The sequence below is a fragment of the Kitasatospora sp. NPDC057223 genome, assembly GCF_042669755.1.
In the GTDB taxonomy this organism is placed as follows: domain Bacteria; phylum Actinomycetota; class Actinomycetes; order Streptomycetales; family Streptomycetaceae; genus Kitasatospora.
The window spans coordinates 26,644-47,604 of sequence record NZ_JBHUWW010000014.1 but is presented as its reverse complement, the minus strand read 5'-3'; the positions used below and the strand labels follow the sequence as shown (position 1 = coordinate 47,604).

21 protein-coding genes and 1 riboswitch are annotated in these 20,961 nt (G+C 73.7%); of the genes, 9 read left to right on the top strand and 12 right to left on the bottom strand.

What is annotated here, in order from left to right:
* Positions 1 to 5 precede the first annotated feature (5 nt).
* Together ACFUK0_RS08395 and ACFUK0_RS08390 are read left to right on the top strand one after the other, a co-directional pair.
* The gene (locus ACFUK0_RS08395; protein WP_380247517.1) at positions 6 to 611 is read left to right on the top strand and encodes a uridine kinase; all 606 of its coding nucleotides are present in this window, start codon (positions 6 to 8) and stop codon (positions 609 to 611) included.
* A gap of 365 nt (positions 612 to 976) precedes the next feature.
* The gene (locus ACFUK0_RS08390; RefSeq protein ID WP_380247609.1) at positions 977 to 3,010 is read left to right on the top strand and encodes an AAA family ATPase; all 2,034 of its coding nucleotides are present in this window, start codon (positions 977 to 979) and stop codon (positions 3,008 to 3,010) included.
* Positions 3,011 to 3,039: 29 nt separating this feature from the next.
* Here the strand turns inward: ACFUK0_RS08390 and ACFUK0_RS08385 are convergent, their stop codons facing one another.
* The 10 genes from ACFUK0_RS08385 to ACFUK0_RS08340 form a co-directional block, all read right to left on the bottom strand.
* Positions 3,040 to 4,089 carry a hemolysin family protein gene (locus ACFUK0_RS08385; RefSeq protein WP_380247515.1) on the bottom strand — a complete coding sequence of 350 codons (1,050 nt, stop codon included), beginning with the start codon at positions 4,087 to 4,089 and terminating at the stop codon, positions 3,040 to 3,042.
* Positions 4,086 to 5,420, bottom strand: a complete 1,335-nt coding sequence (locus ACFUK0_RS08380; RefSeq protein ID WP_380247513.1) for a hemolysin family protein — start codon at positions 5,418 to 5,420, stop codon at positions 4,086 to 4,088. Before ACFUK0_RS08380 ends, ACFUK0_RS08385 begins: the two co-directional genes overlap by 4 nt.
* 207 nt (positions 5,421 to 5,627) lie before the next feature.
* Entirely contained in the window at positions 5,628 to 6,089 is a 462-nt protein-coding gene (locus ACFUK0_RS08375) for a PH domain-containing protein (RefSeq protein WP_380247511.1), read from the bottom strand.
* A gap of 78 nt (positions 6,090 to 6,167) precedes the next feature.
* The gene (hisG, locus tag ACFUK0_RS08370; protein ID WP_380247509.1) at positions 6,168 to 7,016 is read right to left on the bottom strand and encodes an ATP phosphoribosyltransferase; all 849 of its coding nucleotides are present in this window, start codon (positions 7,014 to 7,016) and stop codon (positions 6,168 to 6,170) included.
* Positions 7,017 to 7,127: 111 nt separating this feature from the next.
* Positions 7,128 to 7,400 (bottom strand): phosphoribosyl-ATP diphosphatase, encoded by a 273-nt coding sequence (locus tag ACFUK0_RS08365; RefSeq protein ID WP_380247508.1) that lies wholly within the window; start codon positions 7,398 to 7,400, stop codon positions 7,128 to 7,130.
* 120 nt (positions 7,401 to 7,520) lie between these two features.
* A complete protein-coding gene (gene ribH, locus ACFUK0_RS08360; protein ID WP_380247506.1) occupies positions 7,521 to 8,006 on the bottom strand; it encodes a 6,7-dimethyl-8-ribityllumazine synthase in 486 nt (161 codons plus the stop codon).
* 75 nt (positions 8,007 to 8,081) lie between these two features.
* Complete coding sequence (locus ACFUK0_RS08355; protein ID WP_380247504.1) at positions 8,082 to 9,356, bottom strand: bifunctional 3,4-dihydroxy-2-butanone-4-phosphate synthase/GTP cyclohydrolase II; 1,275 nt, start codon at positions 9,354 to 9,356, stop codon at positions 8,082 to 8,084.
* Entirely contained in the window at positions 9,353 to 9,940 is a 588-nt protein-coding gene (locus tag ACFUK0_RS08350; RefSeq protein ID WP_380247607.1) for a nicotinamide riboside transporter PnuC, read from the bottom strand. Before ACFUK0_RS08350 ends, ACFUK0_RS08355 begins: the two co-directional genes overlap by 4 nt.
* A 56-nt stretch (positions 9,941 to 9,996) precedes the next feature.
* Positions 9,997 to 10,695, bottom strand: coding sequence for a riboflavin synthase (locus tag ACFUK0_RS08345; protein ID WP_380247502.1), 699 nt, complete (start codon positions 10,693 to 10,695; stop codon positions 9,997 to 9,999).
* Positions 10,696 to 10,872: 177 nt separating this feature from the next.
* Positions 10,873 to 11,000, bottom strand: a riboswitch (FMN riboswitch).
* Positions 11,001 to 11,074: 74 nt separating this feature from the next.
* Positions 11,075 to 11,935: an SMP-30/gluconolactonase/LRE family protein gene (locus ACFUK0_RS08340; protein ID WP_380247500.1), complete on the bottom strand. Its 861-nt coding sequence runs from the start codon at positions 11,933 to 11,935 to the stop codon at positions 11,075 to 11,077.
* A 262-nt stretch (positions 11,936 to 12,197) separates the two neighbouring features.
* Between ACFUK0_RS08340 and ACFUK0_RS08335 the strand changes: the two genes are divergently transcribed.
* From ACFUK0_RS08335 to ACFUK0_RS08325, 3 genes are all read left to right on the top strand, one after another.
* Complete coding sequence (locus ACFUK0_RS08335) at positions 12,198 to 12,446, top strand: SCO4226 family nickel-binding protein (RefSeq protein ID WP_380247498.1); 249 nt, start codon at positions 12,198 to 12,200, stop codon at positions 12,444 to 12,446.
* A 64-nt stretch (positions 12,447 to 12,510) separates the two neighbouring features.
* The gene (locus ACFUK0_RS08330; RefSeq protein WP_380247496.1) at positions 12,511 to 13,203 is read left to right on the top strand and encodes an MSMEG_1061 family FMN-dependent PPOX-type flavoprotein; all 693 of its coding nucleotides are present in this window, start codon (positions 12,511 to 12,513) and stop codon (positions 13,201 to 13,203) included.
* A gap of 59 nt (positions 13,204 to 13,262) precedes the next feature.
* Positions 13,263 to 13,673, top strand: coding sequence for an HIT family protein (locus tag ACFUK0_RS08325; protein ID WP_380247494.1), 411 nt, complete (start codon positions 13,263 to 13,265; stop codon positions 13,671 to 13,673).
* A gap of 55 nt (positions 13,674 to 13,728) precedes the next feature.
* Here ACFUK0_RS08325 and ACFUK0_RS08320 read toward each other — a convergent pair whose 3' ends face one another.
* Positions 13,729 to 15,237 carry an alkaline phosphatase family protein gene (locus ACFUK0_RS08320; RefSeq protein WP_380247492.1) on the bottom strand — a complete coding sequence of 503 codons (1,509 nt, stop codon included), beginning with the start codon at positions 15,235 to 15,237 and terminating at the stop codon, positions 13,729 to 13,731.
* 185 nt (positions 15,238 to 15,422) lie between these two features.
* Positions 15,423 to 16,181, bottom strand: a complete 759-nt coding sequence (locus ACFUK0_RS08315; RefSeq protein WP_380247490.1) for a GntR family transcriptional regulator — start codon at positions 16,179 to 16,181, stop codon at positions 15,423 to 15,425.
* 160 nt (positions 16,182 to 16,341) lie between these two features.
* Here ACFUK0_RS08315 and ACFUK0_RS08310 point away from each other — a divergent pair, with 160 nt between their 5' ends.
* The 4 genes from ACFUK0_RS08310 to ACFUK0_RS08295 all read left to right on the top strand — a co-directional run bounded on the left by ACFUK0_RS08310 (position 16,342) and on the right by ACFUK0_RS08295 (position 20,880).
* Positions 16,342 to 17,781: a serine/threonine-protein kinase gene (locus ACFUK0_RS08310; protein ID WP_380247488.1), complete on the top strand. Its 1,440-nt coding sequence runs from the start codon at positions 16,342 to 16,344 to the stop codon at positions 17,779 to 17,781.
* A gap of 216 nt (positions 17,782 to 17,997) precedes the next feature.
* Entirely contained in the window at positions 17,998 to 19,113 is a 1,116-nt protein-coding gene (locus ACFUK0_RS08305; RefSeq protein WP_380247486.1) for a glycoside hydrolase family 19 protein, read from the top strand.
* A gap of 218 nt (positions 19,114 to 19,331) precedes the next feature.
* Positions 19,332 to 20,285: a zinc-binding alcohol dehydrogenase family protein gene (locus tag ACFUK0_RS08300; RefSeq protein WP_380247484.1), complete on the top strand. Its 954-nt coding sequence runs from the start codon at positions 19,332 to 19,334 to the stop codon at positions 20,283 to 20,285.
* Positions 20,286 to 20,514: 229 nt separating this feature from the next.
* The gene (locus ACFUK0_RS08295) at positions 20,515 to 20,880 is read left to right on the top strand and encodes a hypothetical protein (protein WP_380247482.1); all 366 of its coding nucleotides are present in this window, start codon (positions 20,515 to 20,517) and stop codon (positions 20,878 to 20,880) included.
* Positions 20,881 to 20,961 lie beyond the last annotated feature (81 nt).

Sequence of the window (20,961 nt, the reverse complement as noted above, 5' to 3'; positions counted from 1 at the left end):
CCGCCATGGGTGATCCGCAGGATGCTGAGGCGCCGGCCGCGCTCGCGGCGGGGATCCGGGCCGCGGCGCCCTCCTGCGGGCCGGTGCGGCTGGTCGCGGTGGACGGGCACGCGGGCTCCGGCAAGACCACCTTCGCGGCCCGGCTGGCCGCCGCGCTCGGCGGGGCGCCGGTCGTCCATCTGGACGACCTGGCCACCCACGAGGAGCCGTTCGGGTGGACGGACCGGCTGCGCGGCCAGGTCCTGGAGCCGCTGGCCGCGGGCCGGAGCGCCGAGTACGAGGTCTACGACTGGACGCTGCGCAGGTTCGGCGGCCGCCGGCGGGTGCCGGCGGCGCCCGTGGTGCTGCTCGAAGGCGTCGGCTCCGGACGGCGCGACGTCCGGCCGTGGCTGGCGCGGCTGCTCTGGATGGAACTGGACGCGCCGGCCGCGCGGCACCGCGGCGAGCTGCGGGACGGCCCGGGGCTCGCCGAGTTCTGGGCCGGCTGGGCCCTTGCCGAGCAGGCGCACTTCGCCGGCGATCCGAGCCGTCCGTACGCCGACGTTCTGGTCGACGGAGTAACCGGACGGATCGCCCCCGGCACCCTCGGTGAACTCCGAAACGGCCCTTGACCTGGGGCGTCATCGGGAACTAGGTTTCGACTCGTTGCAAGATAGTTGATCGTGCAACCACAGACACGGCGCCTCCGGCTTGTTCCCCCGTGAGCCGGAGGCGCCGTTCTCCTCACCCGTACGCCAACGGACCGGGCCCCGCCCGGATTTGAACCTGGCGCGGCACCCTTCCGGATCAGCTCCGCGCCGGTACGATTCCGTTAGGCGCATATGCGCCCCGGGGGCCCTCACCGCTGGCGAGCCATCAGCCGGCCGAGCCCCGAGGCACACCGCGGGGGGCGTGAGTGACGGTGGAGAGTCCGGACAGCAGCAACAACGGCGGCGGGGGCCCCGGCAGACTGGCCGACCGGGCCTGGCTACGGGCCATGGACGCCTACACGGCGGGCGCCTACGCCCGCGCGGAGGAGGAGTTCCGCGCGGCGGTGCAGCTCGACCCGGGGATGGCCGACGCCTGGCTCGGCCTGCACGCCCTGCGCTGCGACACCTCCGGCGCACTGCTCGCCATGCACCGCCACCAGAATCGATTCGGCGAGCAGCGGGCCCTGCACCGACGCCCGCTCAGCTCCTGGTACTGGCTGGGCTGGTGGGTCCAGCCGGTGCTGGAGAACGCCCGCGACCTCGCACTCGCACACGCCTCTCACTGGCTGGACGGGCGCCACCTCACCGAACTCGACACCGCGCTCGCCCAGTGCCCGCCGGCCCGCGAGGACCCGTCCGTGCGGTTCCTGCACGCCTGCCGCTCCTACCTGCTGAAGGACTGGGAGCAGCTCATCCGGGACACCGACCGGCTGCTGGACGACCCGCTGCTCGGCATCGAGGCCGGCCTGTTCGGCGGCATGGCCCGGGTCCGGCTCGACATGTGCGCGCAGGCGCAGACCCCGCTGGCGGCCTCGCTGGCCCGCTGCCGCTCCGAGCAGCCGCAGCGCAAGGAGCTGCGCTACTGGCTGGCCCGCGCGTACGAGGGCGCCGGGCGCAGCGCCGCCGCCATGCCGCTCTACCGCGCGGTGCACCGCGCCGACCCGGCGTTCATGGACACCGCGGCCCGGCTCGCGGCGATCTCCGCCGAGGACGGGCCGGCCGACGCGCTGCTGGAGAGCGCGGCGGGGGCCGGTGCGGGGAGCGCCGCCGGCACAGCCGGCACCCGGGACCAGGACGCGGGCCAGCCGTACGACCTGGCCGACGATCTCGGCGCCGAACTGGGCTTCGCGGCGGAGGACTTCGTGACAGAGGACTTCGCAGCAGAGGACGTCGGGAGCGACGGGGACGACGGCGGCGACGTGTTCGCCGAGCCCGGCCGGGCGGGCGAGGAGGAGGGCGCCGCCGACCCGGGCGGCGCGTCGGCGGCCCTGGCGGAGCCGGCGCCGTTCGAGGAGTCCTCGGCCGTCGAGGGGTCCGCGCCGCAGGGCGCCGGGGCCCGCTCCGGCTCACCCGGCGAGACGGGCCCGGTGCCCACCCTGTTCCTGCCGGGCCGCGCCCCCGGGACGCAGGCCGCGGCCGCCCACCGCCTCTCCCCCGGCCGCCCCGGCAACCGGCAGGAGCTGGACGCCGCCCTGGACGCGCTGGAGCGGATGGTCGGGCTGGACCCGGTGAAGCGCCAGGTCCGCGCGCTCTCCGCGCAGCTGCGGATGTCCCGGCTGCGGGTCGGCGAAGGCCTGCCGGTGCAGCCGCCGAAGCGGCACTTCGTCTTCTCCGGCCCGTCCGGCACCGGCAAGACCACCGTCGCCCGGATCCTCGGCCGGGTCTTCCACTCCCTGGGGCTGCTCTCCGGCGACCACCTGGTGGAGGCCCAGCGGGCGGACCTGGTCGGCGAGTTCCTCGGCCAGACCGCCGTCAAGGCCAACGAGCTGATCGACTCCGCACTCGACGGCGTGCTCTTCATCGACGAGGCGTACAGCCTCTCCAACTCCGGTTACAGCAAGGGCGACGCGTACGGGGACGAGGCCCTCCAGGTGCTGCTGAAGCGGGCCGAGGACAACCGGGACCGGCTGGTGGTGATCCTGGCCGGATACCCGGAGGGGATGAACCGGCTGCTGGCCACCAACCCCGGCCTCAACTCCCGCTTCACCACCAGGGTGGACTTCCCCAGCTACCGGCCCGCCGAGCTGACCTCGATCGGCGCGGCCCTGGCCGGGCGGGACGGCGACGGCTGGGACGAGGACGCGACCGAGGAGCTGGCCAGCATCTGCGCCCACGTGGTCCGCGAGGGCTGGATCGACGACCTCGGCAACGGCCGCTTCATCCGCACCCTGTACGAGAAGTCCTGCGCCTACCGCGACCTGCGGCTCTCCCAGCTGCCCGGGCTGCCCTGCCGCGAGGACCTGGCCACCCTGCGGCTGCCCGATCTCGTCCAGGCGTACGGCGAGCTGATCGACGGCCGGGGCCGCCCCGGCCAGGCCTGAGCCCGGCCGGGGTGGCGCCAGGGCGCTTCCTAGGCCGCCGCCGGGCGGTGGTCCGGGTCGTGGACCTCGCCGACCAGCTCCTCCACCACGTCCTCCAGGGCGATCAGGCCCAGGGTGCGGCCGTCGGTGTCGACCACGGCCGCCAGGTGCGAGGCGGCCCTGCGCATCGCGCCGAGGGCGTCGTCCAGCGGGAGGCCGCCGCGGACGACGGTGATCGGGCGCCACAGGCGGGCCGGGAGCGGCGCCGTCGGGTCCTCCACGTCCAGGATGTCCTTGAGGTGGAGGTACCCGAGGAAGCCGACGGCGGCCACGTCGCCCTCGACCACCGGGAAGCGCGAGAAGCCGGTGCGGACGGCGAGCGCCTCGATCTCGGCGGCCGTCACCCGCGGGCCGACGGTGATCAGCTGCTCGGGCGGGAGCACCACGTCGGTGACCGGGCGGTGGCCCAGTTCCAGGGCGTCCTCCAGGCGCTCCTGGCGGTCCTCGTCGAGGAGGCCGGCGTCACGCGAGTCGAGCAGCAGGTACATCAGCTGCTCGGTGGTGAAGACCGACTCCACCTCGTCCTTGGCCTCCACCTTGAACAACCGCAGGATGCCGTTGGCGAAGGCGTTCAGGAAGCTGATCACCGGCGCGAGCACCCGGGCCAGGCGGTCCAGCGGCGGGCCGAGCAGCAGCGCGGCCTTCTCCGGGCCGGCCAGCGCCAGGTTCTTCGGCACCATCTCGCCCATCACCATGTGCAGGAACACCACCACGCCGAGCGCCAGCCCGTACGAGAGCGGGTGCATGAGGCTCTCGGGGACGCCCAGCGCGTGGAACGGACCCTCGACCAGGTGCGCGATGGTCGGCTCGGCGAGCGCTCCGAGGCCGAGCGAGCAGACGGTGATGCCGAGCTGGGCCGCGGCCAGCATCGCGGAGACGTTGGACAGGGCGTGCAGCACGGTGCGGGCCCGCTTGTTGCCGGCCTCGGCCAGCGGCTCGATCTGGCTGCGGCGGACGGAGATGACGGCGAACTCGGCGCCGACGAAGAAGGCGTTGCCCAGCAGCAGCAGGAGTGCGGCGGCCAGTTGGAGCGCGGTCATCGGGTCTCGTCCTCGTCCTGGTGGTGCTCGCTGATGCGCTCGATCCGGACCTTGGTGGTGCGGTGGCGGTCCACGGCCTCCACGGTGAACCGCCAGCCGGGTACGCATGCCTGCTCGCCCGGCGTGGGGAGCTTGCCGAGCAGGTCGGTGACCAGGCCCGCCAGCGTCTCGTACGGGCCCTCGGGGGCGTGCAGGCCGATGGACTCCAGCTGGTCGGTCCGGGCGCGCCCGTCGGCGGCCCAGACGGGCAGCCCGTCGACGGGCGGCAGCGGCACGAGTTCGGGGGTGTCCTCGGGATCGTGCTCGTCCTGGACCTCGCCGACGATCTCCTCGACGATGTCCTCGATGGTGACGACGCCGGCGGTGCCGCCGTACTCGTCGACCACGATGGCCATCGGCTGCTGGCGGCGCAGCTGGTCGAGCAGCCGCTCGGCGGGCAGGCTCTCGGGCACCAGCAGCGGCGGGACGCTGAGGTCGGCGACCCGGACGCTGCCGCGGCGCTCCGGCGGCACGGCCAGCGCGTCCTTGAGGGTGACGGTGCCGGTGACCTCGTCCAGGCTGTCCACGTAGACCGGGAAGCGGGACAGGCCGGTGGCCCGGGTGAGGTTGACCACGTCGGCGGCGCTGGCGTCCCGCTGGAGGGCGGAGACGTCTATCCGCGGGGTCATCACGCTCTGCGCGGTGAGATCGCCGAGGCCGAGGGTCCGCACGAACAGTGTCGCCGACTCCTCGTCCATCACGCCGGCCCTGGCCGAGTGCCGGGCGAGCGAGACGAGTTCGGCGGGGGTGCGGGCGTGGCCCAGCTCCTCCTGCGGCTCGACACCGAGGGCCCGGACCGTCCGGTCGGCGGCGCCGTTCAGCAGGCTGATCAGCGGCCGGCAGGCGATCGAGAAGGCCATGTGCGGGGCGGCCACCGCGCGGGCGACCTGGAGCGGCCGGGAGATCGCCCAGTTCTTCGGCACCAGCTCGCCGATCACCATCTGGATGACGGTGGCGAGCAGCATGCCGACGATCACGGCGACCCCGCGGGCCGCCGCCGCGGACAGGCCCATGCCGGTCAGCACCGGGCTGAGCAGGGTGGACAGGGCGGGCGCGGCGAGCATGCCGACCACCAGTGAGGTGATGGTGATGCCGAGCTGGGCGCCGGAGAGTTCGAAGGAGAGCCTGCGCAGCGCGCGGGCGACCCGGCGGGCCTTGGCGTCGCCGGCTTCGGCGGCGCGTTCGACCACGCCGCGCTCCACGGTGACGAAGGCGAATTCGGCGGCCACGAAAAGGCCGTTGGCGAGGATGAGCAGCACGGCCGCGAGCAACAGCAGCCAGGCGGTGATCACGGTGCCGCCTGCCTTCCGGGAGCCGGAAGTGGGGCGGCGTAGGTACTACCGGACGGATCGTCCATCGAGGGGAGGTGTCACTCCTCTGGTCGCGGGTCGACAGGAGCAGGGCTTTGCCCTGCTTTTACCAGCCTAGACGATACCCGTACGAGTGTAAGGATCTTGTTCGACCCGGCGGCGTGCCTCCCGCGGTACCCACGGACGGGCTCAACCACGGGCGTCCGCCCGGCCGTGCTCCTCGACGAGGTCGCGCAGCGCCCGGGCAGCGCGGACGGCCTGCTCGTGGCCGACGCCCGCCTGGATGCCGACCGCCGCCAGCGAGGTGCCGTCGGCGAGGTCGAGGCTGGCCCACGGGTCGCCCTGGCGGAAGTTCACCCGGACGATCTCGGGCCAGGCCAGCCGGCGGCTGCGCAGGAAGTTGACGACCGTGACGCCCTCGGCGTCGGCCCGCACCTCGGGCCGGGCCAGCAGCAGGCCGGCCCCGGCGAAGACCAGGCCGCTGACGACCATCGCGATCCGGTCGTTGAGCTGCCAGTTGGCCGGCAGTGCGAACGCGATCACCCCGAACAGGACCACCAGCAGGGCGCTGACCGGCAGCAGCACGGCGCGGGTGCGGCGCGGGAACCAGGTCACGGGGAGGGTGGTGGCGGCGGTCGCTGGCGTGGTCACTCGGGTCTCCGGAAGAGAACGGGGCGAGGGCGCTGGCGCCCCCGCCCACGTGCGGTTGTTCGCGGCTTGCGGGTCGGTTCAGAGCCGGCAGGCGTGGATGTTGGTGACCAGGATGGCGCGGGCGCCGATGCTCCAGAGGTCGTCCATGATCCGCTGCGCCTCCTTGCGGAGCACCATCGAACGGACCGCGACCCACCCCTCGGTGTGCAGCGGGGAGACGGTCGGCGACTCCAGGCCCGGGGTGAGCGCGACGGCGGCGCCGACGTTCTCGGCGCGGATGTCGTAGTCCATCAGCACGTAGCGGCGGGCCACCAGGACGCCCTGGAGGCGGCGCAGGAACTGCTCGACCCCCGCGTCCTCACCGGCGCCCTTGGGGCGGATCACCACGGCGTCCGAGACCAGGATCGGGTCGCCGAAGACCTCCAGGCCGGCGTTGCGCAGGCTGGTGCCGGTCTCCACGACGTCCGCGATGACGTCCGCGACGCCGAGCTGGACGGCGGTCTCCACCGCACCGTCGAGCTTGGTGACGGTCGCCTTCACCCCGTGCTCGGCGAGGTGCTGCTGCACCAGGCCGGTGTAGGAGGTGGCGATCCGCAGGCCCTCCAGGCCGCTCACGTCCTTGACGTCCACGCCCACGGGGCGGGCGAACCGGAAGGTCGAGCCGCCGAAGCCGAGCGCGAGCACCTCCTCGGCGTTGGAGGCGGAGTCCAGGAGCAGGTCACGGCCGGTGATGCCGACGTCCAGGCGGCCGGAGCCGACGTAGACGGCGATGTCGCGCGGGCGCAGGAAGAAGAACTCGACCTGGTTGTCCGGGTCGACGAGGACGAGTTCCTTCGGGTCCTTGCGCTGGCGGTAGCCGGCCTCATGGAGCATCTCCGCCGCGGGACCCGAGAGCGAACCCTTGTTGGGGACGGCGATGCGCAGCATGAGTGGTGAATCCTTCGCTGAGGTAGCGGGTGGGGGTGAAGCGGTGGTGCGGCAGTGCTCCACAGCGGTACGGGCCGCACGGCGGCGGCCCGTACCCGTGGTCGGAACTCTTCAGAGATGGGCGTACACGTCGTCGAGCGTCAGGCCCTTGGCGACCATCATCACCTGAAGGTGGTAGAGGAGCTGCGAGATCTCCTCCGCGGTCTCCTCGTCGGACTGGTACTCGGCGGCCATCCAGACCTCTGCGGCCTCCTCGACGACCTTCTTGCCGATCGCATGGACGCCCTGCTGGACGAGCTGCGCGGTACGGGAGGACGAGGGGTCGCCGGTGGCGGCCTTCTGCTGGAGCTCGGTGAACAGCTCCTCGAATGTCTTCGAAGCCATGATGGACTCACCTTAAGGCTTGCGGGCATACGGACGGTAAACGGTCCCGGACCGTGGACACCGCCTTGGACGTCGGCTTCGCCGCGCGGCTCCCCGGGCCGTCCGGCCCGGGGGCTGCGCCTACCGCCAGGGCTCGGAGACCGAGCGCAGCACGGCGGCGGTGGCCACGGCGGCGGTGACGGCCTCGTGGCCCTTGTCCTCGGCGGAGCCGGGCAGGCCCGCGCGGTCCAGAGCCTGCTCCTCGTTGTCGCAGGTCAGGACGCCGAAGCCGACCGGTACGCCGGTGTCGACGCTCACCTGGGTGAGGCCGAGGGTGGCCGCCTCGCAGACGTACTCGAAGTGCGGGGTGCCGCCGCGGATGACCACGCCGAGGGCGACCACGGCGTCGTAGCCGCGGCCGGCCAGCTGCTTCGCGGCGACCGGCAGCTCGAAGGTGCCGGGGACGCGCACCACGGTGGGCTCCTCGATGCCGAGCTCCTTGAGCGCGCGGTGGGCGCCGTCCAGCAGCCCGTTCATCACCTGCTCGTGCCACTGGGCGGCGATCACGGCGACCCGCAGGTCGGCGCAGTTCTTGATGGTCAGCTCGGGGGCTCCGTGGCCGCTCACGTGCGTACTTCCTATCGGTGCTGAGGTGCGGGTGGTGGGGTGGTGGTGACGGAAGGGGGGCGGGACCGGCGGGGCTCAGGAGTCCTGGCCGAGCCAGGGCAGTTCGTGGCCCATCCGGTCGCGCTTGGTCCGCAGGTAGCGCAGGTTGTGCTCGCCGGTAGCGGTCTGCACCGGCTCGCGGCCGTTGACCTTGAGGCCGTGCTCGGTCAACGCGGCGATCTTGTCCGGGTTGTTGGTGAGCAGCGTCAGTGAACGCACGCCGAGGTCGGTGAGCATCTGGGCGCCGATGCTGTAGTCCCGGGCGTCGGCGGGCAGGCCGAGGTCGAGGTTGGCCTCGACGGTGTCGCGGCCCTGCTCCTGGAGTTCGTAGGCGCGCAGCTTGTGGGCCAGGCCGATGCCCCGGCCCTCGTGGCCGCGCAGGTAGAGCACGACGCCGCGGCCGGCGGCGGCGACCTTCTCCAGCGAGGCCTCCAGCTGGGGGCCGCAGTCGCAGCGCAGCGAGCCGAACACGTCGCCGGTCAGGCACTCGGAGTGGACCCGGACCAGCAGGTCCTCGCCGTCCAGCACCTTGCCGTCGGCGCCGAGGCCGCCCGCGATCAGCGCGATGTGCTCGGTGCCGTCCAGGGTGCCGCGGTAGCCGACGGCGGTGAAGTCGCCGTACGAGGTGGGCAGCGAGGTGACGGCGGCGCGGTCCACGTGCAGCTCGGTGCGGCGGCGGTAGGCGATCAGGTCCTCGATCGAGATGATCGCCAGGCCGTGCTCGCGGGCGAAGGCCACCAGCTCGGGCAGCCGCGACATGCTGCCGTCGTCGTTGACGACCTCGGCGATGCCGCCGGCCGGCGCCAGGCCGGCGAGCCGGGCGAGGTCGACGGCGGCCTCGGTGTGCCCGGGGCGGACCAGTACTCCGCCCTCGACGGCCCGCAGCGGGAAGACGTGCCCGGGGCGGGTAAGGTCGCCCGGCTCGGTGCCCGCCGAGGCGAGCAGCTTGACGGTCCGGGCCCGGTCGGCGGCGGAGATGCCGGTGGAGACGCCGTCGCGGGCGTCCACCGACACGGCGTAGGCGGTGCCCTTGCGGTCCTCGTTGACCTGGGTCATCGGGGGCAGCTTGAGGCGGTCCAGCTCGTCGCCGGTCATCGGGACGCAGATCACGCCGGAGCTGTAGCGGATGGTGAAGGCCAGCAGCTCGGGGGTGGCGGCCGAGGCGGCGAAGACGATGTCGCCCTCGTTCTCGCGGTCCTCGTCGTCCACCACGATCACGGCGCGGCCGAGGGCGATGTCGGCGATGGCGCGCTCGACCGGGTCGAGGACGAGGTCGTCGAGCTCTGATTCGTGGGCGGGCTGCGTGCTCATGCGGAGGCTCCCAGCGGGACGTTGGCGGTCGCGGGACGGGTCTCGCGGGTGCGCAGCCACCAGGCGCGCAGGCCGAGCAGGACCAGGACGAAGTAGATGCTGTAGGTCAGGCCGGAGAAGGCGTAGCCGCTGTTGAAGGCGAGCGGGACGCCCACGATGTCGACGGCGATCCAGGCGAACCAGAACTCCAGCCAGCCCCTGGCCTGCGCGTACATCGCGGCCAGCGTGCCGACGAAGATGTAGGCGTCGGCCCACGGGCTCCAGGAGAGGCTGGGGTTGGCGAGGAAGAGCCAGGCCAGGGCGACGGTGCCGAGCGCGGTCGCGCCGACGAGCACCGCGCGCTCCGTCCAGTTGGCGAAGCGGACCTCGATCCCGCCGCTCTCCTGCCGGCCGCGGCGCCACTGGGTCCAGCCCCAGCCGGCCGCGACGATGACGATGAGCTGCTTGCCGATCAGGCCGGGTACGTGGCCGGAGAAGTAGGCCGCGATCAGTACCGCGCCGGAGAGGAGCTGGACGGGCCAGCTCCACACCGAGCGGCGCCAGCCGAGGGCCAGGGCGCTCAGTCCGAGCAGGTTGCCGAACATGTCGGCCCACTTCACCGGTTCGCCGAAGGCGGTGAAGGCCACACCGCTGAGCCAGTTCACGAGACGTCCTCTGCGATCGCGGTGGGCGGGGTCAAGGAGCCGCCCGGGGTGAGGTGGCCGGGCAGGGTGCGGGACTCCAGCAGGCGCTCGACGTACTTCGCGAGGACGTCGACCTCCAGGTTCACCGGGTCGCCGACCGCCTTGGTACCGAGCGTGGTGAGCGCGAGGGTGGCCGGGATCAGGCTGACGGTGAAGCTGTCGCGGGCCGCCTCGACCACGGTGAGGCTGACGCCGTCCACCGTGATGGAGCCCTTCTCGACCAGGTACCGGGTGATGCTCTGCGGCAGCGAGAAGCGCAGGACCTCCCAGCGCGGCAGGCCCGCGGCGTCGAGGTCGCCGGGCTCGCGGCCCAACAGGGCGCCGGTGGCGTCCACGTGGCCCTGGACGAGGTGGCCGCCGAGCCGGGCGCCGAGCGCCATCGCGCGCTCCAGGTTGACCCGGGAGCCGGCCCCCAGTGCGCCGAGGCTGGAGCGGTGCAGCGTCTCGGCCATCACGTCGGCACTGAACTCGCCGCTTTCGGCCGCGAGTTCCTCGGGGGTGTCGACAACGGTCAGGCACACGCCGTTGACCGCGATGGAGTCGCCGTGGCGGGCACCCTGACAGACCACCGGGCCACGCAGGCGGATCCGCGACGAGTCGCCGATCTCCTCGATGGAGACGACCTCGCCGAGCTCTTCGATGATGCCGGTGAACACCCGGGTTCTCCTCGCGCTTGGGGCGCGGACTCCGGGGCGGCATGGGGAGATGACACGGACAGTGGCAGGCACGGGCGCACTCCTGGAGGAGCTGCTCCGGCGGCGTCGTCGCCGAGGAGAGCTCTCCTGTGCACACCTCACGTGGCCCACGGGGAACCACGGCACTGCTCGATCCGTCGCGCACGCCTCCCATCCGGACTTTAACCGTCGGTCCAGGAATCTCACCTGGTCAACCGCCCGCTGGCTGCGGACGGGTCGCGGACTGTAACCGCCGGTTCGGATTTTCACCGACCCCGGAGTGCGCTGAACGTCACTACTACTGTCGTCATTGTGCCATGATCCGCCCCGGGTCAGGGAGGGGGATTTCCTGTGGCCTGTTTCACTCGGCGGCCGGGAATGCACCGACGGGCAGCACGGCCGGGGTGGGCGGCGGCCCCGGCACGGGCACCCGGACGGCGTGCAGGCGGCCCGCGTCCGGGGCGAACCGGCCGTGCTCGTCGGGGTGGTGCGCGGTGGTGATGTAGAGGGTGCGCAGGTCGTCGCCGCCGAAGGCGCAGCTGGTCGGGCTCGCGACCGCGATCGGCAGCACGGTGTCGAGGCGCCCGTCGGGGGTGTAGCGGTGCAGGGCCCCGCCGCCCCACAGGGCGACCCAGAGGGCGCCCTCGTCGTCGACGGCGAGGCCGTCCGGCCACCCGCCGCTCACGCTCGCGAACGGGCGCCGGCCCCGGACGCTGCCGTCGGCGAGGTCGTAGTCGAGGACGTCGATCCGCCCGGTCGGGGTGTCGATCCAGTACATCAGGCGCGCGTCCGGGCTCCAGCCCAGGCCGTTGGCGATGCCCGCACCGGCGATCACCTCGGTGGCGGGGTCGCCGTCCAGCCGCAGCAGGGCGCCCCGGCCCGGGGTCTCGTCGCCGGCCATGGTGCCGATCCAGACCCGGCCGGCCGGGTCGGCCTTGGCGTCGTTGCAGCGCTCGGCCCGGCCGAGCGGCACCGCGGCCTCGCCGGGCCCGTCGAGGCGCACCACGCGGTCGCGCAGCACGGCGGCCCAGCCGTCGGTGGTGGGCAGGATCGCCGAGGCGGGCGGCGGCAGTTGGCGCGAGCTGCCGTCGGAGTGGTGCACCAGGCCGGACCGGATGTCCACCCAGCGCAGGGAGTTGGTGCGGACGTCCCAGACCGGGCCCTCGCCGAGGCCGCTGACGCGGTCGTCGACGGGGGCGGGCGTGGCGGTGGGGCTGTTCATCGGGTGCTGACCTCCGGGAGTACGGCGGGCGGGCCGCCGTGACGGGCAGGCGGGTGCCGGGCCGCTCGGCGTCATCCTGCCAGCGACCGGCGGTCGCGGTCGACGGGCAGGTGGACGGGCAAGTCGGCGGACCTGTCTGCGGGCAGGCGGGCGGGCACGGGCCCGGCCCGCCCGCTGGCGCGGCGCCGCCGGGCGGGCGCACCCTGGAAGCAAGGCCGGTCCGGACGCGCCGGACCGCCGCGCTCCAGGAGGTGTGAGCGCCATGGCCAAGTTCATGGACGTCCATCACGGCATGTCGGGGATCACCGGCGACGAGCTGCGCGCCGCGCACCGGGCCGACCTCGCCGTCGAGGCGAACGAGGGTGTGCACTTCGAACAGGCCTGGGCCGACCCGGAGTCGGGCACGGTCTACTGCCTCTCGGAGGCACCCTCCAAGGAGGCCGTCCAGCGCGTGCACGAGCGGACGGGCCACCCCGCCGACGAGATCCACCCGGTGCCGCTGATCGTCTGACGGCCGCCCGGCGAGCGGCCGGTCGGGTGCCGGCGCCGGGACGGGCGTTCGGTAGGTTGCGGGCATGACCACTGCACCGGAGTCCGTCCCCGCCGCCGAGACCCCGCCGGGCGGCGGCAGCCTCTTCGAGTCGATCCGCGCCACCGCGTTGCGTGAGCCCGCCGATCTCCGGGCGGTCTACGAGCAGCCCGGCGAGCACGCCCTGCGCAAGCAGGTCGACCGGATCCACGACGTCGCCCGCCGGCTGATCGCCTGCTCCTCACTCGTGCTGATCGCCAGCGCCGACGCCGAGGGCCACTGCGACGTGTCGCCCCGGGGCGGACCGCCCGGGCTGGTCTCCGTGCTCGACGAGCACACCCTGGCGATTCCGGACGCGACGGGCAACAAGCGGCTCGACACCCTGCACAACATCGTCTCGACCGGCCGGGTCGGGCTGATCTTCATCGTCCCCGGCCGCGACACCACGCTGCGGATCAACGGCCGCGCCTGCGTCTCGACCGACCCGCGACTGCTGGAGCAGCTGACCGCCGTCGGCAAGCCGCCGCGCAGCGCGATCGTCGTGCGGGCCGAGGAGGTCTACGCGCACTGCCCGAAGGCCTTCCTGCGCAGCTCCGCCTGGAAGCCCGGCAACTGGCTCGCCGCCGACGCCGCCCCCAGCTCCGCCGAGGTCACCCTCGCCCACCTGCGCGACCCGTCGCTGACGGTCGAGATGATCGAGCAGGTCGAGCGCGAGTCGCTGCTCCACCGCTACGAGTAGCGGGCGCGGGCAGGCGGCCGCGAGTGGCGGGCTGCCGGGCGCCGGGTTTCACTGGGCCGGTGGACTGCGTCTTCTGCGCGATCGTGACCGGTGCGGCGCCCGCACACCGGGTGCTGGACGACGAGGTGGCGGTGGCGTTCCTGGACCGCCGCCCGCTGTTCCCCGGCCACGTCCTCGTCGTCCCCCGCCGCCATCTGGAGACCGTCACCGACCTGCCGGCGGCCGACGTCGGGCCGTTCTTCGCCCGCGTGCAGCGCGTCACCGCGGCCGTCGAGAACGGGATGGCCGCGGCGGGCAGCTTCGTCGCGGCCAACAACCGGATCAGCCAGTCCGTACCGCACCTGCACGTCCACGTGGTGCCCCGGAACCCGAAGGACGGGCTGCGCGGGTTCTTCTGGCCGCGTTCGCACTACCCGGACGAGGCCGCGGCCGCCGAGGCCGCGGGCCGCATCCGGGCCGGACTGGCCTGACCCGGACTGGCCTGACCCGGGCCGGCCTCGCCCGGGCGGGCCGGCCCGGGCGAGGTCACGCCGCCGTCGTCACGCGGACGTTGTCGACGACCCAGTACCAGTTGTTGCTGCCGGTGTAGCGGAACCGCACGCGGAGGTCGGCGGCGCCCGCCGGCACGGTCAGGGCGATCGTCTGCGGGCCGTTCACCAGGGCGCTGTAGCTCTGCACGACCGTGGCGGCGCCGCCGTCCCAGGAGACGAGCACCTGGGCGGTCTGGCTGCCCTCCTGCTGGTAGTAGGTGGTGAAGGCGAGGGTGGCCCGGCTCCGGCCGGCCACCGGGTAGGCGGGGCTGACCAGGGTGGTGTCGTAGTTGCCCTTGAAGGTCTTGTCGGCCCACTCGTCCGAGTCGGCGACGGCGAAGACGTTGCGGGCGCGGACGTTGAGCTCGCGGCCCTGGTCGCGCTGCGCCTTCGTCCAGAACTCGTCGGTGGTGAACGACCAGCCGCGCCACTCGGTGACGCCGCCGGTGCCCATCGCCGAGTTGTCCACCGACCAGCCGGCCGGCGGGGTGTGGGTGAAGCCGATGGTGCCGGCCGCGATGCCGCTCTCGTCCACCGGGCCGGTGAGCTGCGGGCGCAGGGCGTCGAAGGCGTCCGGGACGAGGGCGCCGATCGGGGTGCCGTCGAGGCCCCAGGCGGGGTCGAGGGTGATGCCGAGGTGGGCCAGCGCGGTCGGTGCGATGTCGGTCATCCGGACGTCGTAGCGGACCGAACCGGCGGCGAGGCCACCGCCGTTGGCGATCACGAAGGTCTGCCGCTCGCTCCAGGTGGAGCCGCCGTGGCCGCCCGCGTCGGTGTGGCCGTGGTCGGCGGTGACCATGATCAGCCAGTCCTCCAGGGCGTAGCCCGCCCGGCCCCGGACGGCCGCGACGATCTGGCCGACCTGGCCGTCCACGCCCTTGATGGCGTCCAGGTAGGCCTGGCTGGCGGCGCCGCTGGAGTGGCCGGCGTGGTCGACGTTGTCCAACTGGACGAAGACCGCGTCCGGGTCGGTGTCGCGCAGCCGGGCGACGGCGCGCGAGGTGGTGCCGGCGTCGTACTCGGCGCCGGGGGTGGCGACCCGGGTGTCGACCCGGGACGAGTAGATGGTGTCGGCGATCGGCGCCCAGGAGGAGACGACGTAGGTCGAGAGCCCCGGCCGGGCGGTCTCGGCGCGGGTCAGGAAGTCGGGGTAGGCGGCGAAGGCGGGCGCGGTGAAGTTGTTGTCCGTCACCTTGTGCTTGTCGGGCCAGACGCCGGTGGCGATGGTGGACCAGCCGGGGCCGGAGGCGGTCTGCGCCATCGGGTTGGCGTAGAGGCTGCTCGCGGCGGTGAGGCCGCCCGCCATCAGGGCGTCCAGGTTGGGCGCGTCGGCGTCCTTGATGCGGTTCAGCATGGCGCCGTCCAGGCCGATGACCAGGACCTTGGGGGTGCGGGCGGCGGTGGCGGCGACGGCCGCGCGGGCCAGCGGGCCGGTGGTGACGGCGGCCGCGGCGACGGCGGCCGCGCCGAGGAACAGCGAGCGGCGGGGGATACCGGTGGTCATGCCTGTCTCCTGATGATGCGTCAATCATGCGGCGAGGACCCGGAGGGGGACGGGACAAGAGTCGGAGCGCGCGGTGGCCGGAGCGGGCCGAGGCGGGGGCCGAAGCGTGAACAGCGCCCGAATTTGGGTCCAGACCCGTTATCTTTCCGTGACCACAATGGCCCGCTCCGGAGGGAGAGGGCCGGTCAGGCCGGCGCGTCCAGCCGGGTCGTGAAGCTGAAGCGGTCGCCCCGGTACAGCGAGCGCACCCGCTCCACCGGCAGGCCCTCGCCGTCGCGGGTCAGCCGGTGGAGGAGCAGCATCGGCAGCGCCGGCGGGGTACCGATCAGCAGGGCCTCGCGCGGAGTCGCCAGCACCGTCTCGATCCGTTCGTCCGCCGCGCCGAAGCCGATCCCGAGCTGCTCCCGGAGGTAGGCGTAGAGCGAGCCGGCCGGTTCGAAGTCCCGGTCCAGCGCGGGCACCCGGGCCACCGAGAGGTAGGTGCTCTCCAGGCCGACCCGCTCACCGTCGGCGAGCAGGACCCGCTCCAGGTGCCAGACCGGATCGCCCACCGCGACCCCCAGCTGGCCGGCCAGCACGGCCTCCGCCGGGAACCGCTCCAGGCCGATCAGGTGCCGACCCGGCACCCGGCCCTGGCGCCGGACACCCTCGGTGTAGCTGGCCAGCGACAGCGGTTGCTCCAGCTTCGGGCCGGCGACGACCGTCGTCCTCCCCCGCCGGCGCACCCGGCCCTGGATCAGCAGCTCGCGCAGGGCCTGGCGCAGGGTGTCCCGGGAGACCTCGAACCGGGCCGCCAGGTCCCGCTCGGTCGGCAGCACCCCGCCCTCGCCCAGTTCGTCCAGCAGGCCGTCCAACTCGCCCTTGACGGTGTAGTACTTGGGCACCCGGCCGTGCTCCGGGATGCCCGACCTGATCGGCGCACCGGGGCCGGGGGTGTCGTTCACCCGGACATCCTCGCAGATCCGGGGCGCGGCGCCCGGGCCCGGCCGCCGAGGCAGCGGGCCCGTCCGGCTCCTGAGTGACCCTCACGGGCGGTACCGTCGGCCCAGACACGGCGCGCGGACGGGACCGCGCACCGGCCGCACGGGTGGGGGCACACGGAGCATGGACGAACTCTGGCCGGACGACCCACGGCAGATCGGCCGGTACCGGCTGCTGCGCCGCCTCGGCGCGGGCGGCATGGGCGAGGTCTTCCTCGGCCGCACCGCCGGCGGGCGGACGGTGGCGGTCAAGCTCGTGCGCGGCGAGTACGCCGGGGACGAGGAGTTCCGGGCCCGGTTCCGGCAGGAGGTGACCGCCGCGCGCCGGGTCGGCGGCAGCTGGACGGCGCCGGTGCTGGACGCCGACACCGAGGGCCCGCAGCCGTGGGTCGCCACCGGGTACGTCGCCGGGCCGGCGCTCGGCACCGCCGTCCGGCAGTTCGGGCCGCTGCCGGCGGCGGCGGTGCGCACGCTCGGCGCCGGGCTGGCCCAAGCCCTGGAGGCCGTCCACGGGCTCGGGCTGGTGCACCGGGACGTCAAGCCGTCCAACGTGCTGCTGGCGTTGGACGGGCCGCGCCTGATCGACTTCGGCATCACCCGGGCACTGGACGCGTCGACCGCCCTGACCCGGTCCGGCTTCGTGGTCGGCTCCCCCGGCTACCTCTCCCCCGAGCAGGCGCAGGGCCTCCCGGCGGGGCCGCCGAGCGACGTGTTCTCGCTCGGCGCCGTCCTCGCGTTCGCGGCCACCGGCGTGCCGCCGTTCGGCGACGGCGTCAGCGCCGCCGTCCTGCTCTACCGCGTCCTGTACGAGGCGCCCGGACTGAACGGCACCGACGACGGCCTGCACGCGCTGCTGCTCGCCTGCCTGGCCAAGGATCCGGCGCAGCGCCCCACTCCCGCCGCCCTGCGGGACGGCCTGCTGGCGGGCGGGCCCGCCGTGCCACCGGGCCACGAGGGCTGGCTGCCCCCGGCGGTGGCGGGGTCGCTGGCCCGACTCGCGGTGGAACTGCTGGACCTGGACTCCCAGGCGGAGGAGGCGACACCCGCGCCGGCGCCGGCCGCACCGGCGCGGCGGCGGCGCGGCCCGCTGGCGGCTGCCGCGGGCGGCGTGCTGGCCGCGGCCGCGGTCACCGCGGGTCTGTGGATCGCCGACTCCGCCCAGGGCGACCGCACGGCCGGGACGGGCACCCCGACGCCGACGGCGGCCGCACCGAGCACGCCGGAGGGCGCCGTCCCCGCGGCCTTCCTCGGGACCTGGCGGGGCGAGATGGCCTCCGCCCTGTCCAGTCTCAAGGTCGACTTCCGGATCACCGTGGCGCAGGGGAGAGCGGGCGAACCCGTCGCCGACATCCACAACAACAGCGGTGCGGGGACGTCCTACTGCGATGCCAGTGCCCTGCTGGTCTCGTCCGCACCGGGCCGTCTGGTGCTGCGCACGGCCCCGCTGAGCGGCCTGAGCGGCTGCACGGCCGTCACCGCGCAGCAGGTCTACACCGTCAACGGCGACGGCTCCCTGCACCTGCAGGTGGACGGGTTCTCGGGGGAACTCGACCGGCAGCCGTAGCGCGGCACGGCCGTCGGCCGGAACTCCCCAAGCGTGGAGGTTTCCTGGAGATTTGGTCCATACCATTGACAGGTATAGACCATTCCGGTTGAGTGCCCCTCAGTCCCGCCCCGGCCCGCACCCCGGTCGGGGCACGGCCACCTCCACGGCCGGCCCCCGCGGGACCGTCCTGTTCCCGAGCTCGTGCGGCCCCCACCGCACCGAGGGGTGAAGAGCATGTCCATCAAACGCGTGTCGATCCACCGGATCCTGGCGGCCCTGGCCGCCTTCGCGACGGCGATAGCCCTGGCCGTCCTGCTGCCCGCCTCGGCATCCGCCGCAGGCTGCGCGGCCGCCTGGAACTCCGCCACCGTGTACACGGCCGCCAGCGGCCAGGTCTCGTACAACTCCCACAACTGGTCCGCGAAGTGGTGGACCCAGAACGAGACCCCGGGCGGCTCCTCCGGCGTCTGGGCCGACCAGGGCGCCTGTGGCGGCACCACCAACCCGTCGCCCACCGCCACCTCCGGCACCGGCTGCACCTACCCGGCCTGGGTCGCCGGGCAGACGTACGTGACCGGCGCCATCGTCAAGTACACCAACGGCGGCCTCTACCAGGCCACCCACGACAACCCGGGCTACGACCCGGTGATCAGCACCTGGTACTGGTCGCCGTACACCTGCACCGGGGGCGGCGGCAGCTCGCCGAGCCCGTCGCAGACCGCCAACCCCGGCGGATTCCCGGTCAGCGAGGCCCAGTTCAACCAGATGTTCCCGAGCCGCAACTCCTTCTACTCGTACAGCGGCCTGACCGCCGCCCTGAGCGCCTACCCGGCGTTCGCGGCGACCGGCACCGACACCGTGCGCAAGCAGGAGGCCGCGGCCTTCCTGGCCAACGTCAGCCACGAGACCGGCGGCCTGGTCTACGTGGTCGAGCAGAACACCGCGAACTACCCGCACTACTGCGACACTTCGCAGTCGTACGGCTGCCCGGCCGGTCAGGCCGCGTACTACGGGCGCGGTCCGATCCAGCTGAGCTGGAACTTCAACTACAAGGCGGCGGGCGACGCGCTCGGCATCGACCTGCTGCACAACCCGAACCTCGTCCAGACCGACTCCGCCGTCGCCTGGAAGACCGCTCTCTGGTACTGGAACACCCAGAGCGGCCCCGGCACCATGACGCCGCACAACGCCATCGTGAACGGCTACGGCTTCGGTGAGACGATCCGCAGCATCAACGGCAGCCTGGAGTGCAACGGCGGCAACCCCGCCCAGGTCCAGAGCCGGATCAACTCGTACCAGAGCTTCGTCTCGATCCTCGGCACCACCGCCGGCAGCAACCTGAGCTGCTGATCCCGGGCGGGTGAATCGGAGGGTGCGGCCGGATCGGCCGCACCCTCTCGCCGTTCCCGGCCCGCACGTGGTTCCGGTGCCCGGCCCTGGGTGCGGGCGGGGCGGTGGCGACCGCGGCCGGACGCACCGGAAACCGGGCACCGCCGGGGTCTGGACATCCGACCACCGGACGTGTTGGCTGGCCGCCAGAGGTTACCCACTGGTAGGGAGGAGTGCTTGTGCGAGCGATCCGGATCACCGAGTTCGGCGGCCCCGAGGTGCTGCGCGTGGTGGACGCGCCGGAGCCCGTGGCGCAGCCCGGACAGCTTCTGCTGGACGTCTCGGCGGCCGGGGTGAACTACGCCGACACCCACGCCGTCGAGGACTCCTACCTCTCCCGGACGGAACTGCCGCTGGTGCCCGGCGGCGAGGTGGTCGGGCGCACGGCCGACGGCCGCCGGGTGGTCGCGCTCACCGACAACGGCGGGTACGCCGAGCGGGCCGCGGTGTGGGAGGCGATGGCCCACGACGTACCGGACGAGGTGAGCGACGGCCAGGCGCTCGCGCTGATCGTCCAGGGCCTCACCGCCTGGCACCTGCTGCGCACCTCGGCCCGGCTCGCCGAGGGCGAGTCGGTCGTGGTGCACGCGGCGGCCGGCGGCACCGGTTCGCTGGCCGTGCAGCTGGCGAAGCTGTTCGGCGCCGGCCGGGTGATCGCGACCGCCTCGACCGAGGAGAAGCGGGAGCTCGCCCTGAAGCTCGGCGCGGACGTCGCGGTGGAGGCCGACGCCGAGGGCCTCAAGGAGCGGCTGATCGAGGCGAACGGCGGCCGCAAGGTCGACATCGTGCTGGAGATGACCGGCGGGCCGGTGTTCGACGCCTCGCTCGCGGCGCTCGCGCCCTTCGGCCGCCTGGTCACGTACGGGATGGCCTCCCGCGAGGCACCGGCCCCGGTGACGGCCGCACAGCTGATGGGGCGCTCGCGGGCGGTGGTCGGCTTCTGGCTGATGCACTGCGTCGGGCGGCCCGGCATGTACCGCGAGCCGATGGCGGAACTGCTCGCGATGACGGTCGACGGCCGTCTGCGGCCCCACGTGGGCGGCGTGTACCCGCTCTCGGAGGCCGCCCGCGCGCACACCGACCTGCGGGCCCGCCGCACCTCGGGCAAGCTCCTGCTGGACCCGAAGCTCTGACCGGCGGCGGGCGGGGTGCTCCGGGCGGGTGACACCCGGAGCACCTCCGGAGAGCGTCGCGGCCCGGCGGCCCGGCGGGTGCGAAAGACTCCGCAGGCACCCCCGGCGGGCCCCGAGCCGCCCGTGACCCGACGGCCGGCCCCGGGCACCGGGCAGCCGGCCCCGGGCGGAGCGGGAGAACGGCCCGAGGGGCGCACCCGCATCCCGTCGAGATCCGGAGTACCCGCTGATGACGACCGTTGTGTACCGCATCGACGCTCCCCCGACCGGCATCGAGGTGACCGGCGACGGCACCGACCCGACCGAGCCGCAGATGGCCGAGGAGACGCAGGCCCGGGAGAAGTTCCTGGCCGCCGTCTCCCCCTACCTGGCGGCCCTGCCGGACCGGCCGGTCCACCACTCCGGCAACGTCAGCAAGGTGGAGCTGCTCGGCGTGGACGTCTGGGCCGCCATGAACCACTACCTGCTGCTGCTGACGGTCGACATCGGCGACCCGCGCGTCGACTTCGACTCGTTCGTGCCGGCGGGCACCGAGGTCACCCTGATCAACGCCTTCGACCCGCTGGCGCAGTGGCCGGCGGCCCCGCAGCGCTGACACACCCCCGGCGCCGCACCGCACCTCGCACCACACCCCGCACCCCGCACCCCGCACCCCGCACCACACCCCGCTCGGCAC

Coding starts and splice junctions, on each gene's coding strand:
- ACFUK0_RS08395 (WP_380247517.1), top strand. CDS start 6: ATGGGTGATCCGCAGGATGCTGAGGCGCCGGCCGCGCTCGCGGCGGGG.
- ACFUK0_RS08390 (WP_380247609.1), top strand. CDS start 977: ATGGACGCCTACACGGCGGGCGCCTACGCCCGCGCGGAGGAGGAGTTC.
- ACFUK0_RS08385 (WP_380247515.1), bottom strand. CDS start 4,089: ATGACCGCGCTCCAACTGGCCGCCGCACTCCTGCTGCTGCTGGGCAAC.
- hisG (WP_380247509.1), bottom strand. CDS start 7,016: ATGCTGCGCATCGCCGTCCCCAACAAGGGTTCGCTCTCGGGTCCCGCG.
- ACFUK0_RS08365 (WP_380247508.1), bottom strand. CDS start 7,400: ATGGCTTCGAAGACATTCGAGGAGCTGTTCACCGAGCTCCAGCAGAAG.
- ACFUK0_RS08355 (WP_380247504.1), bottom strand. CDS start 9,356: ATGAGCACGCAGCCCGCCCACGAATCAGAGCTCGACGACCTCGTCCTC.
- ACFUK0_RS08350 (WP_380247607.1), bottom strand. CDS start 9,940: ATGTTCGGCAACCTGCTCGGACTGAGCGCCCTGGCCCTCGGCTGGCGC.
- ACFUK0_RS08340 (WP_380247500.1), bottom strand. CDS start 11,935: ATGAACAGCCCCACCGCCACGCCCGCCCCCGTCGACGACCGCGTCAGC.
- ACFUK0_RS08335 (WP_380247498.1), top strand. CDS start 12,198: ATGGCCAAGTTCATGGACGTCCATCACGGCATGTCGGGGATCACCGGC.
- ACFUK0_RS08330 (WP_380247496.1), top strand. CDS start 12,511: ATGACCACTGCACCGGAGTCCGTCCCCGCCGCCGAGACCCCGCCGGGC.
- ACFUK0_RS08320 (WP_380247492.1), bottom strand. CDS start 15,237: ATGACCACCGGTATCCCCCGCCGCTCGCTGTTCCTCGGCGCGGCCGCC.
- ACFUK0_RS08310 (WP_380247488.1), top strand. CDS start 16,342: ATGGACGAACTCTGGCCGGACGACCCACGGCAGATCGGCCGGTACCGG.
- ACFUK0_RS08305 (WP_380247486.1), top strand. CDS start 17,998: ATGTCCATCAAACGCGTGTCGATCCACCGGATCCTGGCGGCCCTGGCC.
- ACFUK0_RS08295 (WP_380247482.1), top strand. CDS start 20,515: ATGACGACCGTTGTGTACCGCATCGACGCTCCCCCGACCGGCATCGAG.